The organism is Burkholderia sp. Bp8991, assembly GCF_003853795.1.
Classification (GTDB): domain Bacteria; phylum Pseudomonadota; class Gammaproteobacteria; order Burkholderiales; family Burkholderiaceae; genus Burkholderia.
The window spans coordinates 20534-36467 of record NZ_QTQJ01000034.1 but is presented as its reverse complement, the minus strand read 5'-3'; the positions used below and the strand labels follow the sequence as shown (position 1 = coordinate 36467).

Genomic DNA, 15934 nt, shown 5'->3' with positions numbered 1-15934 from the left:
GTGAAAAAAACCTGGCTCTCGGCAGGGCAGATCCTGCTCACCCTGATCGTCGTCGTCGTGGCCGCCCTCGTGCTGTGGCGGATCATCAACTACTACATGTTCTCGCCGTGGACACGCGACGGCCACGTGCGCGCCGACGTGATCCAGGTCGCACCCGACGTGGCGGGGCTCATCACCGCGGTGCAGGTCGCCGACAACCAGGAGGTGAAGCGCGGCCAGGTGCTGTTCGTGATCGACCAGGCCCGCTACGCGCTCGCGCAACGGCTGGCCGAAGCGACGCTCGCGCAGCGCCGCGCGACTCTCGCCCAGGCGAAGCGCGAATATGCGCGCAACCAGCAGCTCGGCAACCTGGTCGCCAGCGAACAGGTCGAGGAAAGCCGCACGCGCGTCGAGCAGGGCGAAGCCGCCGTCGCCGACGCGCAGGTGTCGCTCGACACCGCGAAGCTGAACCTGCAGCGCACGACGATCGTGAGTCCCGTCGACGGCTACCTGAACGATCGCGCGCCGCGCGTCGGCGAATACGTGCCGGCCGGCCGCGCGGTGCTGTCGGTCGTCGACCGCAATTCGTTCCGCGTCGACGGCTACTTCGAGGAAACCAAGCTGCGCGGCATCCACATCGGCCAGCCGGTCGACATCGTCGTGATGGGCGAGCCGCGGCCGCTGCGCGGCCACGTGCAGAGCATCGTCGCCGCAATCGAGGATCGCGACCGCACGCAGGGCGCGAACCTGCTGCCGAACGTGAACCCGGCATTCAGCTGGGTGCGGCTCGCACAGCGCGTGCCGGTGCGCGTCGTGCTCGACGAGGTGCCCGACGACTTCCGGATGATCGCAGGGCGCACCGCGACCGTCGCGATGCGCTCGCCCGATGCGCGTCGTGACGACAAGGCGAAGCCGGCTGCCGGCGCTGCCGCGCCGGCGACGGCTTCGGCACCCGCGGGCGCAAGCGCGACGGGAGCCTCGCAATGAAGCGGCACGGCCTGCGCCTCGCGGCGGCACTCGCGCCGCTCGCGCTCGCACTCGGCGCGTGCAAATCCGTCGGCCCCGACTACAGGCTGCCGCAGCAGGCGTACGTGAATGCGCCGCTCGCGAACCATGCGCTCGACGATGCGAACGGCACGCTCGTGTCGCGCGACGCGGTGCCCGGCAACTGGTGGCAGCTGTACGACGACCGCGTGCTCGACGAACTCGTGCGCAGCGCGCTGAAATCGAACACCGACCTGCGCGTCGCCGCAGCCAACCTTGCGCGTTCGCGCGCGGCGCTGGAAGTCGCGAACGAACAGGGCGGCTTTTCCGGCCGCGCGGAAGCCGCCGTGCAGCGCGCGCAGGAATCGGCCGAACAGTATCTGCTCGAAAACAAGCTGCCGGTCGTGAACGAGGGCGCGGTCGGCATCAGCGTGTCGTACGAGCTCGACCTGTTCGGCAAGCTGCGGCGCGGCGTCGAGGCCGCGCGCGCGGACAGCGAAGCCGTGCAGGCGGCCGCCGACCTCGCGCGCATCACGGTAGTCGCGGACGTCGTGCGCGCCTACGTCGAATCGTGCTCCGCCGGCGACGAGCTCGCGATCGCGAAGCAGTCGCTCGCGCTGCAGCAGCAGCGCGTGAAGCTGTCGCAGCGGCTGCGCGACGCGGGGCGCGGCAACCAGACCGACGTCACGCGCGGCGTCACGCAGGTGCGCACGCTCGCGGCCGACATCCCGCGTTTCGAAGGCCGCCGCAAGATCGCGCAGTACCAGCTCGCCGCGCTGCTCGCGCGTTCGCCGGCCGACCTGCCGAAGGCTGTCGCCGAATGCGAGCGGCTGCCGAAGCTGCGCCAGCCGATTCCGATCGGCGACGGCGCCGCGCTGCTGCGCCGCCGCCCCGACGTGCGCGAGGCCGAGCGCCAGCTCGCCGCCGCGACCGCGCGGATCGGCGTCGCTACGGCCGCGCTGTATCCGTCGGTCAGCATCGGTGCGTCGGCCGGCTCGGTCGGCGTCGCCGCCGACCTGTTCTCGTCCACCACCAATCGCTGGTCGTTCGGACCACTGATCAGCTGGTCGTTCCCGGTCAACGGCCAGCGCGCGCGCGTGCGCGAGGCCGAAGCCGCGACCGGTGGCGCGCTCGCGCATTTCGACGGCGTCGTGCTGAACGCGCTGCGCGAAACGCAGTCGAGCCTCGCGACCTATGCTGCCGACGTGCAGCGCACCGATGCGCTGCGCACGGCCTACGAATCGGCGCGCAGTTCCGCTGACGAAACGCACCGGCTTTATACGGCCGGCCGCGAGTCGTTCATCTCCGATCTCGATGCGACGCGCACGCTGACGAGCGTGCGCGCACAGGTCGCCGCGGCCGAGGGCCAGGTCGCCGCCGATCAGGTCAAGCTGTTCCTCGCCCTCGGCGGCGGATGGGAAGGCGATGCTGCGCCCGCTGCGGCGCAGCGGACTTCGGCAGCGGGTACGCCGGCTGCTGCGCCGGCCGCCGCAAAGTAAGCGCGCGCGGGGCGGCAGCCGGCGTGCACGACACGTCTGCCGTCCCGCGCCATCGTGCGCGATTTCGCATGTCCGGTATGTCGATGCCGACGTCGCGCGTCGCCTGCATTGCCGGTAAACTCGTCCGCAGTTTCCGTCATTCGCCGGCCGCCCGTCGGGCCGCCCATTTCCCGGAGAGTCATCATGCGAACCAGCGCCCGTAATCAATTCGCCGGCCAGATCGGCGCCGTCAAGCCCGGTGCGGTCAACGACGAAATCACGCTGCGTACCCAGGACGGCCTCGACATCGTCGCGGTGATCACGCATGGCAGCGTCGCATCGCTGGGCCTCGCGGCCGGCACGAAGGCGTTTGCGCTCGTCAAGGCATCGTCGGTGATCGTGATGGTCGACGTCGACAGCAGCAAGGTGTCGGCCCGCAACTGCGTCTCGGGCACCGTGTCGTCGATCGCGAAAGGCGCGGTCAATTCTGAAGTCGTGATCAAGGCGGCGGGCGGCGCCGAGATCGTCGCGATCGTCACCAACGACAGCGTCGATCGTCTCGGCCTCGCGAGCGGCAAGGCCGCGTCCGCCATCTTCAAGGCGTCGAGCGTGATCGTCGGAGTCGAGTGAGCGCCCTGTCGACCGCACCGACGATCCATCGTGCGCCGCGCCCGCACGCGGCGTGCGACGCTCGACCGGCGCGCGGGCGCACACGATGACGTCCATGCTCGAGCACGCGCATGAGCGCATATTGCAATCGCTGCTGGCCGGGGCGGCCGACGCCGATTCTCCGGATGCACGTCTGTTCGGCACGCTCGTCGCGGCACGCGCATGCCGCAACGAGCTCGCGCTGCTCGGTCTGTCTCCCGCGCGGTTGAGCGGCCTGCTTGCTCGCCAGTTCCCGCACCTGGGTTCGGACGATGCCGCCGCGCTCGTGTCGGCGGCCGCCATCGCGCCGCTGCCGACCGCGCACGCGCAGTTCGTCGCGACACTGCACGCGCGATTGATGCAGGATGCGCATTGCGCCGTCGCACGCGACGATGCCGACTGCGTCGCTACCATCATCGCGCATGCGTGCCTGCGCCCCGATCACCTGTGGCGCGATCTCGGCCTCGACGGACGCGCCGCGGTGTCCGCGCTGCTCGACCGCTATTTTCCCGCGCTCGCCGCACGCAATGTCGCGAACCTGCGCTGGAAGAAATTCCTCGCGCAGGAAGCGGCCGCATCGCTCGGCCTGCCGCCCGGGCCCGCCCCCGGATGCCCGGGCTGCGAGGATTTCGGATTCTGCTTTCCCGCCGGACGATAGTCGCGGCGGCGGCTTGCGCGGCTTGCCGGTGCGCATCGTTGACCGACCATGCGCGACATCCGTCCGCACGTTTTTCCCGCGCGTTCGTTCGATCGCCGCGCCCACTGGAGGAACCGCCTTGACCGACTTTGCGAGTCCCAATCTGCCGTCGCGCGATTTCGAAGTTACGTCGCTTTTCTACGCGAAGCTCGGCTTCGTCGAAACCTGGCGCGACGACGGCTGGATGATCCTGCGGCGCGGCGACCTGCTGCTGGAATTCTTTTTGCATCCCGGTCCCGATCCGGCCACGAGCTGGTTCAGCTGCTGCTTCCGGCTCGCCGACGTCGGTGCGTTTTTCGACGAAGTGCTCGCCGCCGGCATTCCCGAGCAAACGACCGGCTGGCCGCGCGTGCATCGGCCGAAACGCGAGGCATGGGGCGGCACCGTCGGCGCGCTGATCGACCCGGACGGGTCGTTGATCCGGTTGATTCAGACGGACGACTGACTCGCTACGGTTCGCCTCATCGATCGACGCCGAAGCCGTGCAGCGGACACGAACGACGGCCCCATAAACGGTTACCTTGCGATGCGCGTGGCATACAGCGCGGGTCGTGCGCCCGTGCCGCGCGATCAGTGTCGATGGCGGTGGTGAATGTCCGGGAAATGCGCGTGACTGTGCGTGATCGGCAGATGCACGTGCGGATGCGTGTGCGGCTCATCGCCGTCGTACGGAAAGTCGTGCGCGTGCTGATGATGTTCGTCGTGCCGATGCCGGTGCGTATGCTCGAGCCGCTCATGCGCATGCTCGTGTTCGTGCCGTTCGCGCACATGCAGCCAGATGCCGAGCGCCATCAGCGCGGCCGCGATCCAGAACGTGACCGACGGCAGCGCCGGCCAGATCAGCAACGACAGCACGACGCCGAACAGCGGCGCCACCGAAAAATACGCGCCCGTGCGTGCACTGCCGAGATGGCGCAGCGCGACGACGAACAACACGAGACTGATCCCGTAGCCGCCGAGGCCGGTCAGCATCGCGGCGGCCGTGGCCGGAACGGCGGGCAGCGACGCACCCGTCGCGAGCGCGATGCCGATGTTCACGGGCCCGGCGACCAGGCCTTTCACGCACGCGATGACCATCGCATCGTTCGCGGCGACCTTGCGGGTCAGGTTGTTGTCGATCGCCCAGCACAGGCATGCGCCGGCAATCAGCAGCGCGCCGACCGGCACGCCGGCGCGCCCCGGCACCCACGACAGCAGCGTGCCGCCCGCGACGATCGCAACCATGCCGAGAAACACCTGGACATCCACGTTCTCGCGAAACACGACCCACGCGATGACCGCCGTCAGCACGCCTTCGAGATTGAGCAGCAGCGCACTCGTGGCGGCCGGCGTGCTCGACAGCCCGAGCATCAGCAGCGCCGGACCCGCGACGCCGCCGGCCGCGGTCGCGCCGGCGAGCCACGGCAGGTCCGCGCGCTGCAGCGGCGCTGCGTCCTCGGCCGGCGCTCGGCGGCGGCGCAACCCGCGCAGCAGGATCCCGACGCCCAGGCCGATGCCGCTGCCGAGATAGAACAGGCCCGCGACCATGAACGGCGACATCGCGCCGATCAGTGCCTTGGCGAGCGGCGTCGCGGCGCCGAACAGCGCGGCGGCGGTGAGCGCGACGAGAATCGCGGAATGTCTCGGGTTCATGATGCGGTCTTGGCGTTGGCGTTGGGCGTATGGAATCGGCAGGTTGCGTGCGATGCGGTGGCGCTTGCGGTTTGCCGGTGCCTTTCAATGTCGGGGAATGTCGGACGAATTGCGCAGGCTTTCAGGTGCCTGTCGCGTCATGCGCGGGCGGCAACGCAGGCCGGCCCGACGATTCGTGCCGGGGAGATTATCGCGTTTGTGTTGCGGGTCGCCAACTGACGAGCGGCCGGCCGCGACGGCGCATCCGGACATCTCAACGTCCGTCTCTCGAATACGGCCGCACTTCACGCCTGACAACAGTTCCCGTGAGACATATTCGCGTGGGTGCGAATCCGGATTTCATCGCCGATCCGATTACATTAGGAACACGAATTATCGTGATTGAACGCAAGCGGATGTGCGTTGGTCACTCACTCGATGGCGCATGCGTCGATCGTCTGCGCGCAAGCGCGGATACGCAGTCGTGCGGGACGCCCGCCTGTGCATCGTTCTCCGGATGGGACGGCACCGTGCATCATGATGCGCGCCGACACTCCCCGATGCCTGGTCGCCGCGCGCCCGACGTAAGCGACACGTTTCGCAAGCCGCGTCCGCCGACGTGCTTTCGTCGTCGGTTCGATTGGCAGTTCGATGCTGATCGGGCAAGGCTGACTGGCTGTACGGCCAGCGGTGGCAGTCCCGACCCGCCCGGACAAGGACAGGTCGGTCCGTCTGTGATGCGCGATATGCGCGGTGAAGGCCGGCGCGTCACCGCGCATATCGCGCGGCGACGCATCGCGTGTTACTCGCTCGCGGCCGTTTGCTGCTCGGCCTGCGGTGCTGCGTCGGCCGGTGCTTCCACGGCTGCCGGCTGCGACGCGGCGGCGGCGGCCTGTGCATCGGCCTTCGGCTGCTGCGGTGCGCCCTTCGCTGCTTGTGCGCCGCCCTTGTTGCCCGGACGACGCGACTTCAGCCGGCGCGCACGCGCGGCGTCGTCATGCGTCACACGTCCGGCTTCGTTACCTTGCAGATCGACCCGCACCGCGTCTTCGACGAGACACGACCAGTAACGATTGCCGCGGCACCACGTGGACATTGCCTCGCGCAGCTCGGCTTCGCTCAGGCCGACGGCTTGCGCCTCGCGGGCGAGATCGTCCCAGATACCGACCTTCAGCGGCACCTTGGGAGCCGGATTCTTCGGGAACGCGCGCGGGAACCGGCGCTGCAGTTTGCCGATTGCGACGATGACCGGATCGACCGGCGTCGACGGCTTCGCCGAAGCGGGCTTCGCGCCGGACGGCGCTTTGGCCCCGGCACCCGATTTGGCCCCACGAGCGGGCCGATCGCCGGACTTCGGCTTCGCGCCTGCGTCCGGTTGCGTAGCCGGTCGCTTCGCGTTGCGCTCCTGCTTGGCCTTGGCTGCGAGCTGCGCCCGCAATTCGGCAAGTTGTTCAAAACCCATAAATTCAATCCACCAGGAATATAAGGTGTGGTTCGTGCGGCCATTCCGCACATCGGCGTTCGCCGCATCGCCTGCGGCTCGACTGCCACCGATGCGGATCATTGCGGGGCCGCATCGCCACCACCACTGTTTCAGGCACCCGGCCACGATGCCGGACAAAGGCAGGAGTGGAAGTATACCGGTACGCGCGGCAGTCGGTTGACTCACCGGTTCGGATTTGACGGATCCGGGTGGCAGGCAAGGCGTCCGCGCAGTCGTGACGCGCATTATGGCGGTGTTTTCGACAGGTATCGACACACGCGTTACGTAGTGTCGCTTTCCGCACTTTCTCGCTTCAGTGCGCTTCACGTGAAAAGCATGTGGCCCGAACATCATCGGCTGCCAGTGTCGGCAAAGGTTGACCGGGGCATCGACAAGCTGTTGGTGTCGCTTGGTGTCGCTTGGTGTCGCTTGGTGTCGCTTGGTGTCGCTTGGTATCGCTGGGTGTCGCTGGTGTCGCTGGGTGTCGCTGCCGCGAACGGCAATGCGGTTCGCTGGAGTGGTGTCCCGCGAATCGTGCGCATCGCTAGCACTCGCGGTCATCGAATGCGGCACACGAGGCGTCGCGCTCCGGTCGTTGCGCGCAGTTGCGGCTTCGCGGCGGCCGGCTCGATCGTCGCCAATCAGAACACGCCGAGAGCAAGCCCTGCGGCAAGACCCGCGCCGATCTCCGCGCAGCGCGCGAGATCCTCGCTGCCGATCGTCTTCGGCGCGAGGATGCGCTCCGGTGTCTGCGCATGGGTGCAGACGATCAGGCCCGGCGCCACATTCCTGAGCCGCCATCCGGTCGCGATCCGGTCGATCTGGCGCAGCGCGTTCTGTCCGTCGCTGCCTGCGCAGATCATCGCCGCATACGGACGGCCGTTCACCCGATCGAGTGCCGCGTAATAGCAGCGATCGAAGAAATCCTTCATCAGCCCGGACATCGCGGCGAGATTTTCCGGCGTCGCGAAGAGGTAGGCGTCGGCGGCGAGCACGTCATCCGCGCTCGTCGCATCCGCACGCTGCAACCTGACGTCGACGCCGGGTTGCTGACGCGCGGCATCCGCGGCCGCCTCGGCCATCTGCTGCGTGCCTCCGGTCATCGTGTGATAGACGATCAACAGCGTCTTCATCGGGGTTCGCTCGCGTTCGGTTTCAAATGCGTCCGCCGCACACGTCGGTACGGCTCAAACGGACTACGTCGACGTGTGTGCCCGGGCCTGCGTTCTTCCGCTGTCGAATGGCAGATTCTTCGAGGCGGCAGACGCAGCGCACATCGAGTATATCGACGCGCCTGTTCCACTCCGCGCTTCGCACGATGTGCGGTCAGTCCTGCCCGGCACTCGCATCGGCGCGGTCCGCATGCGCGTAGTACGCAAGAAACATGTCGGCGGCCGTTTCCGCGACCTTCTTCTGCTCCCGCACACCGAGCGGCGGCTGGCCCATCGTCACCTGCGGCCAGAACGCGAACGCTTTTACGATTCCGTGCAGCTGATGCGCGGCGAATACCGGATCGGTCACCGTGAGCCGGCCGGCCGCCGCGGCCGCGCGAATCCAGACCGTCACGTCTTCTTCGCGCTCGCCCATGCGCTCGACCATGTCGCGCGCGCGTTCCGGCGAGTGGATGGCCGCACCGATCGCGACGCGTGCGAGTGCGAGAAACGCTTCGTCGTTCAGCAACCGCAATTTGCGGCCCAGCAGCGCGAGCAGTTGATCGCGCAACGGCACGTCGGCGCAGTAAGCCGGCGCGCCGGCGGTAAGTGTCGCGTCCCACAGCTGATGCAGGATCGCCGCGAACAATGCTTCCTTGCCCGGGAAGTGGTTGTAGACGGTGCGCTTCGACACGTCGGCGCGCGCGGCAATGCGATCCATGCTGGTTGCGTCATAGCCGGCCGCGAGAAATTCCTCGATCGCCGCGGCGAGTATTGCCGCACGCTTTCGGTCGGTCAGGCGCTGAGGAGAAGTGCTCGTATCCATACAAAAAATTTTACACCGCCGAGTTTACTTTTCCCAGGGATAAACTACACTGCTCGGTGTACTTTTATTTCCGGACGAATCGACATGGCTTCGCCTCTCGTTTTTCTTCATCGCGTACTGGGTTTCGCCGCCGCCAGGCGTGGCCGCACGCTGTCCGGCGAGTCGCCGCAGCACAACGGCGAACGCTTCAGCAACGTCGCACCGCGACCGGTCGAAGGCTTCGGCAAGACGCTGGGTATCGCATGGAACATGCTGGTCAACAAGCCGCGCAACACGGTTCCGACAGGCGCATTGCCCATCGATTCACTGACCCGCGAGCAACTCGACGCGGCCCCCGACCGCAGCCTGTATCGGCTGGGGCATTCAACGTTATTGTTGAAACTGCGCGGTGAGTTCTGGCTGACCGATCCCGTGTTTGCCGAGCGTGCATCGCCGTTCCGGCGCGTCGGCCCCAAGCGCTTCCATGCGCCGCCGATTGCGCTCGAGGACCTCCCGCCGTTGCGCGGCGTGATCCTGTCTCACGATCACTACGATCACCTCGACCGCGACACGGTGCTCGCGCTTGCGGCCACCACCGGCGTGTTCGTCACGACGTTGGGCGTCGGCGACCGCCTGATCGAATGGGGTATCGACTCGCAGAAGGTACGGCAGCTCGACTGGTGGCAGAGCATCGACGTCGACGGCCTGACGCTGATCGCGACACCGGCGCAGCACTTCTCCGGGCGCAGCCTGTTTGACGGCAACAGCACGCTGTGGGCGTCGTGGGTCGTCGTCGACGACGATCTGCGCGTGTTCTTCAGCGGCGACACCGGCTATTTCGACGGTTTCCGGACAATCGGCGAGCGTCTTGGGCCCTTCGACGTGACGCTGATCGAGACCGGCGCATACGACCCGCAATGGCCTTACGTGCACATGCAGCCGGAAGAAACCGTGCAGGCGCATATCGACCTGCGCGGTCGCACGCTGATGCCGATTCACAATGGCACGTTCGATCTCGCGATGCACCGTTGGCAGGAGCCGTTCGAACGCGTCACCGCGCTGGCAATGGTGCATGGCGTCGAGCTGTCAACGCCCAGGATGGGCGAGCGACTCGATCTGAATAAGCCGCATCGCGGCGAGCGGTGGTGGCGATCGGTCGATGAGCCGGCAAAGACTTCCGAAACGAAGACACGCCGGTGGCAACCCTGCGCGTCGCAAGCGACGAAGTAGGTTCGATGGCCGCGACGGTTTCTGGGCGGAAACGTCGCGGCGATGAATTTTCGTCGCGATACGGGATTGATGGTCGGTGAGGCCGGAAATCTGACCTTCCACGCTATCCAGATAGACACGGCCGGCCCGACGATGGCAATGCACCTTATCTTGATGCAGTTTCTGCAGATCCCCGTTTCGTATGCGCTGCGATAGACATTGGCCAAGCCCCTCGGAGACGTTCATCCGAGGCTGTCTACAGAATCAGCATTAGTTCGACGCAGTCTTTGGACGCCCGGTAAATTCAACATCGGCCCGGCGCCCGCTTCGATTTCTCCCAACCCCCGTGGATTCGCAATCCGGCACCGCCGGGACAGCGCGTTGTCACGTGACAACTGGCGATGAAGAGGAGCGTCGCATTTCTTGAATCCCGGGTCTGTTCGGCGCGACGTCGCAGCTCGACGGCGTGTCGATTGTCTTCGCAGAGCGAAACGTATTGAAAACTACAAAACACGTTTTCATTGATACGGTTTGACCTCGCTCTTCATCGCTTGAACCCAATAGGACGCTCGAGATCCATGCGCCCCCATTTTACCCATCAATCACGTTCAGTTCGCGTGAAACAACATGAAGAAAGTGGCGCAACTGATTGCTAGACAAGGGTTTACGGAGACGAACCGTTTTAGAGAAATGTTTCACGACCCTGTCGATTCGCGTCATCTCGCCTCGTCGACATGCATGAATTCGCCCCAAAAGCCGTCGCGCGATCAGGATACGTGAAACGACGTCGATACCCGCCACCATTGAAGCACTCGTCAACGCAACAAAGCTCCGAATATCAACCCTCCCCTTGCCACGTCGTCGTGGCAAGGGGAGCGCAGACAGGGGTCAATTTATTGGGGCCATATCATGGCCGCCAAAGTTCCCATCTGACATGCCGTGGGGAGATCGAGAGCCCGCACAGTACAAGAATGCTAGAGGATGGCCGAGCCGCCCGGCCAGTACCGCTCGCTCGCACATATCACTCGCACGTTCCAACTCGCTAATTTGGCTCCCCAATGAAGACGCCGCATCGATATGAAGCAGGTCATTCCGACACGAGACCTCAGCGGTTGTCACGTGACAACCATGCGACTCGAACGGCTCCCCCATCCATGACCTAGTCCGATCGACCACGTCACTTCACATATCGCACGGATTTCTTCACGCTAGCAAGTTCTCTAGTAAGTGCATTGAGGCAAGCGAACCCACCCGGAATCACAACTGAGGCGGGTTGTCACGTAACAACCACGTCCGTCGCAGTCGCAGTCGCAGTCGCAGTCGCAGTCGCAGTCGCAGTCGCAGTCGCAGTCGCAGTCGCAGTCGCAGTCGCAGCACCAGCACCAGCACCAGCACCAGCACCAGCACCAGCACCAGCACCAGCACCAGCACCAGCATATCTGAGTGCAACAGCGGCAATGACGAAAGAGGAAGAAAGAATCCCCACGAGTCCACCGCGCGTCGAATCTGCATACTCCCCGTCGGCGGGCATTTGCGATCTTAGTCATCCGCATCGACTTGTCACGTGACAACTGCAGATCCCGACGCTGTTCAAGTTCTCAAGTAGTTGGAAAACCTGTCCCGCATTTTCAGGTCGACAACAAAATCACCCTTAGAAACCGCACCGCGATTCTTGTCGCTTCCGCCGCTGAATTCCCCACCACTCCATCGGCACTTACTATCTCAAATGACGTGTTGTCCGTTTTTATTTTTCAGTCGATTTGAACTCAAGAAATAATCTGCTAGCCATTTGGCCTGCTTGTCACGTGACAACCACATTGATCAGAAAATTTCTCTGTTTATCTAACACTTTTCTGGACTTTTCAACAACAACTGCATATATTACACAAAACTCCTTGGAGGAATTTAATGGCTTTCAAGATCGCCGTTAGTAATCAAAAAGGTGGTACTGGAAAGACGACCATCTCCGTCAATATCGCGGCGGCCTTCGAGGCTGGCGGCAACAAAGTCGCCTTGATCGATGCCGACCCTCAAGGCACGTCAGTCAGATGGGTCACAAGCGGGGAAAATACGCTCCCGATGACGGTTCTGTCTTTGGCCCCCGCCGGTCGCGGCATCGGCGGCGAGATCAAGAAGCAGGATGCAAATTTCGATGTGATCGTCGTCGATTGCCCGGGCAACCTCGAAGACCCGCGCATCGCGTCCGTGCTGGAAGTCGCCGATTTCTGCCTCGTCCCGCTGTCCCCGTCGCCCGCCGACCTGTACAGCACCGTCGCGATGATTCGGATGATCGAGTCGATGCGTGCCGTTCGGAACCCGAATTTGTCTTCCGCGCTGATGCTGAATAGCGTCAATGGAAAAACTAAAATGCGTGAAGAAATTTTAAAAATTCTAAAGGCTGAAGAAATAGGGGAGCATCTGCTCGACAGCCAGATCGCGCAGCGAGAGGTCTACCGGCAGACGTTCGCCCTCGGCACCACGATCCATCATCACAATCGATACCTGAAGGGGCTGAAGGAAGCCCGCGCGGAAATCGAGCGGCTGGTCACCGAAATGGCCCAATACATCGCGTCGACGCGCGCTACCGGAGCCGCTCATGGCTAAGGACACCTCAAAAGAGAAGAAGCCGACCGGCAACCTGCACCTCGCGGCCGGGCTGCTGCGCGGGCTCGCGCAGGAAAACGCGGCGCTCGAAACGCGCCTGCCGGAGCCGGTGGCCGCGTCGAATCCCGCCACCGAAGCCGCTTCCCCCGTCGCCCCCGCCTCGACCACGTCCGCCGACGCGATCGACCTCGGCGCGCCGCAGAAAGTCGCGGTCAAGGACTGCATCCCGAACCCGTTCAACCCGCGCGTGTTCTATTCGGAATCGAGCCTGCACGAGCTCGCACTGACATTGAAGCGGGAAGGGCAGATCGAGCCGATCAAGGTCACGCGGCTCCCGGAGTTTCCCGGCAAGCTCGTCGTGATCGACGGGCAACGCCGCCTGCGCGCGACGAGCATCAACGGCGACGAGACGATCAACGCGACGTTTCGCACGGACCACACGCCCGAGCAACTCTATACGATCGCGTATCGCGCCAACCACGACCACGAGCGCCAGACGATCTTCGACGATGCGGTCGCGTGGAAGCGTCTTCTCGACGAAAAGGTCTTCCCCGACCAGAACACGCTCGCGGAAAAGATCGGCAAGGACAAGGCATCGATCAGCAAGACGCTGTCGCTGAACGCTCTGCCCAACACGCTGCTCGAACGGATGGCCAGCGCGAACGATGTGGTCGGCCTGCAGGCGGCGTACTTCCTGAAGCTGATTTTCGAGCGCCTGGGCGAACCGGCTGCCGACCGGCTGCTCACCGCGGTGATCGACCGGAAAAAGTCGGTACGCGACCTCGAGAATTTCCTGCGCGCGCAGAGCGACGGCAACAAGAAGGCGGGGCGCACGCGCTACAGCGTCCGTCACGATTTCGCGCTCGAATCACGCGCGATCGGTCAGCTGAAGACCTATCCGGACGGGCGTCTGGATCTGCAACTGAAGGGAGTCGATGCGTCTCACCAGGAAGCACTCGCCGACCGCCTCAAGACCGTAATCGATGCGTACGTCGCCGAACTGGCAGACGCCGCGCAAAAGTAGCCGCGCCAAGACAAAGGCCCCGCGCCTGCACGGCACCGCGCAACCGGATGAAGTCCGGCGCGCGGCGCATGCCAGGCTGCGAGGCCTTGATCAGTTGGTCGCGAGGCTGCTTTTCAGCAGGAATTCCAGCAGGTCGTCCGAGGTCGGTTCGCCCCAGGTGTCGATCGCCAGCCAACGGAAGAAACTGGTTTGCGCCAGCTTGCTCGCCTTCTTCTTCGGCGACAGCGTGAGATCCTTCGAACCGGCCACCGTCTCGTTGTAGCGCTCGATCAGCTTGGTCTGGTCGTCGATCTCCAGCTCGCGGAAATACGCGCCAGCTTCGTCGACCTTCGCCGCCAGGTATTTGTCGCGAATCTGTTCCTGCTTGCTCTGCGCGGATTCTTTTGCCGGCGCGGCCGTTTCGGTCCCCTGACCGTCGGCCAGCGTATAGCCGTGTGTCAGCGCCTTGCGGAAATACGCGGCCACGTTGTCGACAGGGGCGGCATTCTTCTTCGTAGTCCGATTGAGCGTATAGGCAATTGCCGCCTTGATGCGCTGCACACCGTACTGCGTGATCAGCCGGCGCGCTTCCGAACGCGGGATGCCGAACTTGGCGACTTCGTCGACGAGTGCTTCGTTCTTGACGTCGCCTTCCTCCACCATATCTGCGCTCTGCTTGCGCGTCACCTTGAACTGGACGGCCTCCACGCTGCGACCTGACTTGTGTTCGATCAGCTCGAGCGTATGGTCGGAAACTTCGTTCACCTCCTGAATGCACGGCACCAGGACCTTGCTCTTGAAGAGCTTGTACTCCTTGTACGATTGCGATGCCTTGTCCTGACCGAGGATGAGATCGCGGAATTTTGGCAGCGGAATCTTCGCCGTGATGCCGATCCCCTCGTAGCGCACCGTGTTTTCCCACAGGGCAAGCGAGTGCGAGCGCCGAAACTCGCGCGCGATCCGCATATCGATGAGCGCGTAGATCTCCGGATTGAGCAGCTCGCTGCGAATCTGGTCGGAGAAGCTGTACTTCAGCACCGATTGCTCGAGTTCGGCGCCGGCGAGCAGGCCCGACGCCTTCCACACCGTCGAGCGGTCGGCCGCAAGGTAGTCCCAGTTGACGACGGTACTGATCAGCGAGTTGACCGTGTCCTTCACGTACTTCGTGTTGTTGCTGTTCAACCCGCTTTCGTGCGAGAGCGCGGCGATCGAGATCGAGAAGCTCGTCCGGCCGGGCTCGAACGCTTCCTGACGAAGGGCATTCTTGATCAACGAGCTGAACATCTTGCGCTGCTGCAGCCCGATCTTTCCGGACTTCGGAGCGATATGAATGGCCTGGACCGCCTTGCGCAGCAGATCGGGAGGCTCGGGCGTCTGAAATAGCGAAACCTGCTTGTCGGAGCCTTTGATTGCGGGCTTGCGCGGCATCGTGATGTCCGGAGAAGGTGACCGTGTTGATGGCGGACTTTATACCTTTTCCAGCCACCGAGCAACGTCTCTTTCTACGGTATCACTTTCACTATCGATGCTAAGTTCCAGTCACAAAAGGAAAAACCTAGGTTTTCCTATTTGTTCGGAGCCCCATATCCATATACCTTTGGGTCAAAAGTAGCTCCCAAAACCTTCTACCTGTGTGGTTTGTCGCCAGGATCCGGCATGGGACTTGCCCTATCAAAGGTACCCATTCATGGGAAACAATCGACTCGAACTGGATTGGCGAACCCGATTCGTGGTGCCCTGCAACACGATCTGCGTTCCTCCCATAACGCGCTACCTTCGACACGCCCCATGAATGGGTACCTGTCGAAATCCACCGGCGTGGCGTTGTGTCTTCAACTGTGTCCGACAGGCGAAAATGCTCCCCATGGATGACTACCTTCAGACTCCCCCACAGAAGGTAACCTTTCTACCGGCCTGATCCTGTTTATGGGACGCCACAACCATAGGGACGAGCCAAACGAGATCACGCGGTCAATACAGGCACCCATAAACGGCTACCTGAAGTCCGCCCCATAACCGGCTACCCCACATAAAATGCTGTGCCCGGCGGCACGAACCGATCAGCTGGAACGCACCATAAATGGCTACCAATGGATTCCCCCATAGAGGGCTACCTGAAGTGTTTTTGGGCCGAATTCCCATAACAGGCTACGCGTGCCCCATATCCACAACCCCCATTTCCCACAACGCGGTACCCGATTCCCCAAATCCACAGACCTGAAACCCCATACTCTTCCGCCTGTGCTCCCATAAATGGGTACCGAACACCTGTCAAACCCTTG

14 protein-coding genes are annotated in these 15934 nt (G+C 63.9%); 8 read left to right on the top strand and 6 right to left on the bottom strand.

Translation table 11 applies throughout. The annotated features are described in order from the left end of the window. From DIE02_RS29005 to DIE02_RS28985, 5 genes are all read left to right on the top strand, one after another. Entirely contained in the window at positions 1-966 is a 966-nt protein-coding gene (locus DIE02_RS29005; protein WP_124489329.1) for an HlyD family secretion protein, read from the top strand. Further along, on the top strand, positions 963-2462 hold the full coding sequence (locus DIE02_RS29000; RefSeq protein ID WP_124523094.1) for an efflux transporter outer membrane subunit: 1500 nt from the start codon (positions 963-965) through the stop codon (positions 2460-2462). Before DIE02_RS29005 ends, DIE02_RS29000 begins: the two co-directional genes overlap by 4 nt. Before the next feature lie 183 nt (positions 2463-2645). Next, positions 2646-3071: a molybdopterin-binding protein gene (locus DIE02_RS28995; RefSeq protein WP_124489331.1), complete on the top strand. Its 426-nt coding sequence runs from the start codon at positions 2646-2648 to the stop codon at positions 3069-3071. Positions 3072-3156: 85 nt separating this feature from the next. After that, positions 3157-3747, top strand: a complete 591-nt coding sequence (locus DIE02_RS28990; protein WP_044849173.1) for a nitrogen fixation protein NifQ — start codon at positions 3157-3159, stop codon at positions 3745-3747. Between the two features lie 118 nt (positions 3748-3865). Beyond that, the gene (locus DIE02_RS28985) at positions 3866-4231 is read left to right on the top strand and encodes a bleomycin resistance protein (RefSeq protein WP_124489335.1); all 366 of its coding nucleotides are present in this window, start codon (positions 3866-3868) and stop codon (positions 4229-4231) included. Between the two features lie 125 nt (positions 4232-4356). Here DIE02_RS28985 and DIE02_RS28980 read toward each other — a convergent pair whose 3' ends face one another. The 4 genes from DIE02_RS28980 to DIE02_RS28965 form a co-directional block, all read right to left on the bottom strand. Next, the gene (locus tag DIE02_RS28980; RefSeq protein WP_124530010.1) at positions 4357-5418 is read right to left on the bottom strand and encodes a DMT family transporter; all 1062 of its coding nucleotides are present in this window, start codon (positions 5416-5418) and stop codon (positions 4357-4359) included. 781 nt (positions 5419-6199) lie between these two features. Continuing rightward, on the bottom strand, positions 6200-6859 hold the full coding sequence (locus tag DIE02_RS28975; RefSeq protein WP_124530053.1) for a ProQ/FinO family protein: 660 nt from the start codon (positions 6857-6859) through the stop codon (positions 6200-6202). Positions 6860-7521: 662 nt separating this feature from the next. Continuing rightward, positions 7522-8013, bottom strand: coding sequence for a flavodoxin family protein (locus tag DIE02_RS28970; RefSeq protein WP_044849164.1), 492 nt, complete (start codon positions 8011-8013; stop codon positions 7522-7524). A gap of 193 nt (positions 8014-8206) precedes the next feature. Beyond that, entirely contained in the window at positions 8207-8857 is a 651-nt protein-coding gene (locus DIE02_RS28965; protein ID WP_124523086.1) for a TetR/AcrR family transcriptional regulator, read from the bottom strand. A gap of 84 nt (positions 8858-8941) precedes the next feature. On the opposite strand from DIE02_RS28965, the gene DIE02_RS28960 reads away from it, so the two are divergent. Further along, positions 8942-10066, top strand: a complete 1125-nt coding sequence (locus tag DIE02_RS28960) for an MBL fold metallo-hydrolase (protein WP_124523084.1) — start codon at positions 8942-8944, stop codon at positions 10064-10066. Positions 10067-11302: 1236 nt separating this feature from the next. Here the strand turns inward: DIE02_RS28960 and DIE02_RS35680 are convergent. Continuing rightward, a complete protein-coding gene (locus DIE02_RS35680; protein ID WP_185702665.1) occupies positions 11303-11557 on the bottom strand; it encodes a hypothetical protein in 255 nt (84 codons plus the stop codon). Positions 11558-11953: 396 nt separating this feature from the next. On the opposite strand from DIE02_RS35680, the gene DIE02_RS28950 reads away from it, so the two are divergent. Both DIE02_RS28950 and DIE02_RS28945 read left to right on the top strand, forming a co-directional pair. Next, on the top strand, positions 11954-12649 hold the full coding sequence (locus DIE02_RS28950) for a ParA family protein (protein ID WP_011879640.1): 696 nt from the start codon (positions 11954-11956) through the stop codon (positions 12647-12649). Continuing rightward, positions 12642-13673, top strand: coding sequence for a ParB/RepB/Spo0J family partition protein (locus DIE02_RS28945; RefSeq protein WP_124523082.1), 1032 nt, complete (start codon positions 12642-12644; stop codon positions 13671-13673). Before DIE02_RS28950 ends, DIE02_RS28945 begins: the two co-directional genes overlap by 8 nt. A gap of 90 nt (positions 13674-13763) precedes the next feature. Here DIE02_RS28945 and DIE02_RS28940 read toward each other — a convergent pair whose 3' ends face one another. Next, positions 13764-15080, bottom strand: coding sequence for a replication initiation protein (locus DIE02_RS28940; RefSeq protein WP_044848821.1), 1317 nt, complete (start codon positions 15078-15080; stop codon positions 13764-13766). Positions 15081-15934: the final 854 nt, after the last annotated feature.

Bases quoted from the DNA above. Each gene is read 5' to 3' on its own strand.
- DIE02_RS28945 (WP_124523082.1), top strand. From the start codon at position 12,642: ATGGCTAAGGACACCTCAAAAGAGAAGAAGCCGACCGGCAACCTGCAC.
- DIE02_RS35680 (WP_185702665.1), bottom strand. From the start codon at position 11,557: ATGCAGATTCGACGCGCGGTGGACTCGTGGGGATTCTTTCTTCCTCTT.
- DIE02_RS28950 (WP_011879640.1), top strand. From the start codon at position 11,954: ATGGCTTTCAAGATCGCCGTTAGTAATCAAAAAGGTGGTACTGGAAAG.
- DIE02_RS28940 (WP_044848821.1), bottom strand. From the start codon at position 15,080: ATGCCGCGCAAGCCCGCAATCAAAGGCTCCGACAAGCAGGTTTCGCTA.
- DIE02_RS28980 (WP_124530010.1), bottom strand. From the start codon at position 5,418: ATGAACCCGAGACATTCCGCGATTCTCGTCGCGCTCACCGCCGCCGCG.
- DIE02_RS28995 (WP_124489331.1), top strand. From the start codon at position 2,646: ATGCGAACCAGCGCCCGTAATCAATTCGCCGGCCAGATCGGCGCCGTC.
- DIE02_RS28960 (WP_124523084.1), top strand. From the start codon at position 8,942: ATGGCTTCGCCTCTCGTTTTTCTTCATCGCGTACTGGGTTTCGCCGCC.
- DIE02_RS28990 (WP_044849173.1), top strand. From the start codon at position 3,157: ATGACGTCCATGCTCGAGCACGCGCATGAGCGCATATTGCAATCGCTG.
- DIE02_RS28965 (WP_124523086.1), bottom strand. From the start codon at position 8,857: ATGGATACGAGCACTTCTCCTCAGCGCCTGACCGACCGAAAGCGTGCG.
- DIE02_RS28975 (WP_124530053.1), bottom strand. From the start codon at position 6,859: ATGGGTTTTGAACAACTTGCCGAATTGCGGGCGCAGCTCGCAGCCAAG.
- DIE02_RS28970 (WP_044849164.1), bottom strand. From the start codon at position 8,013: ATGAAGACGCTGTTGATCGTCTATCACACGATGACCGGAGGCACGCAG.
- DIE02_RS29000 (WP_124523094.1), top strand. From the start codon at position 963: ATGAAGCGGCACGGCCTGCGCCTCGCGGCGGCACTCGCGCCGCTCGCG.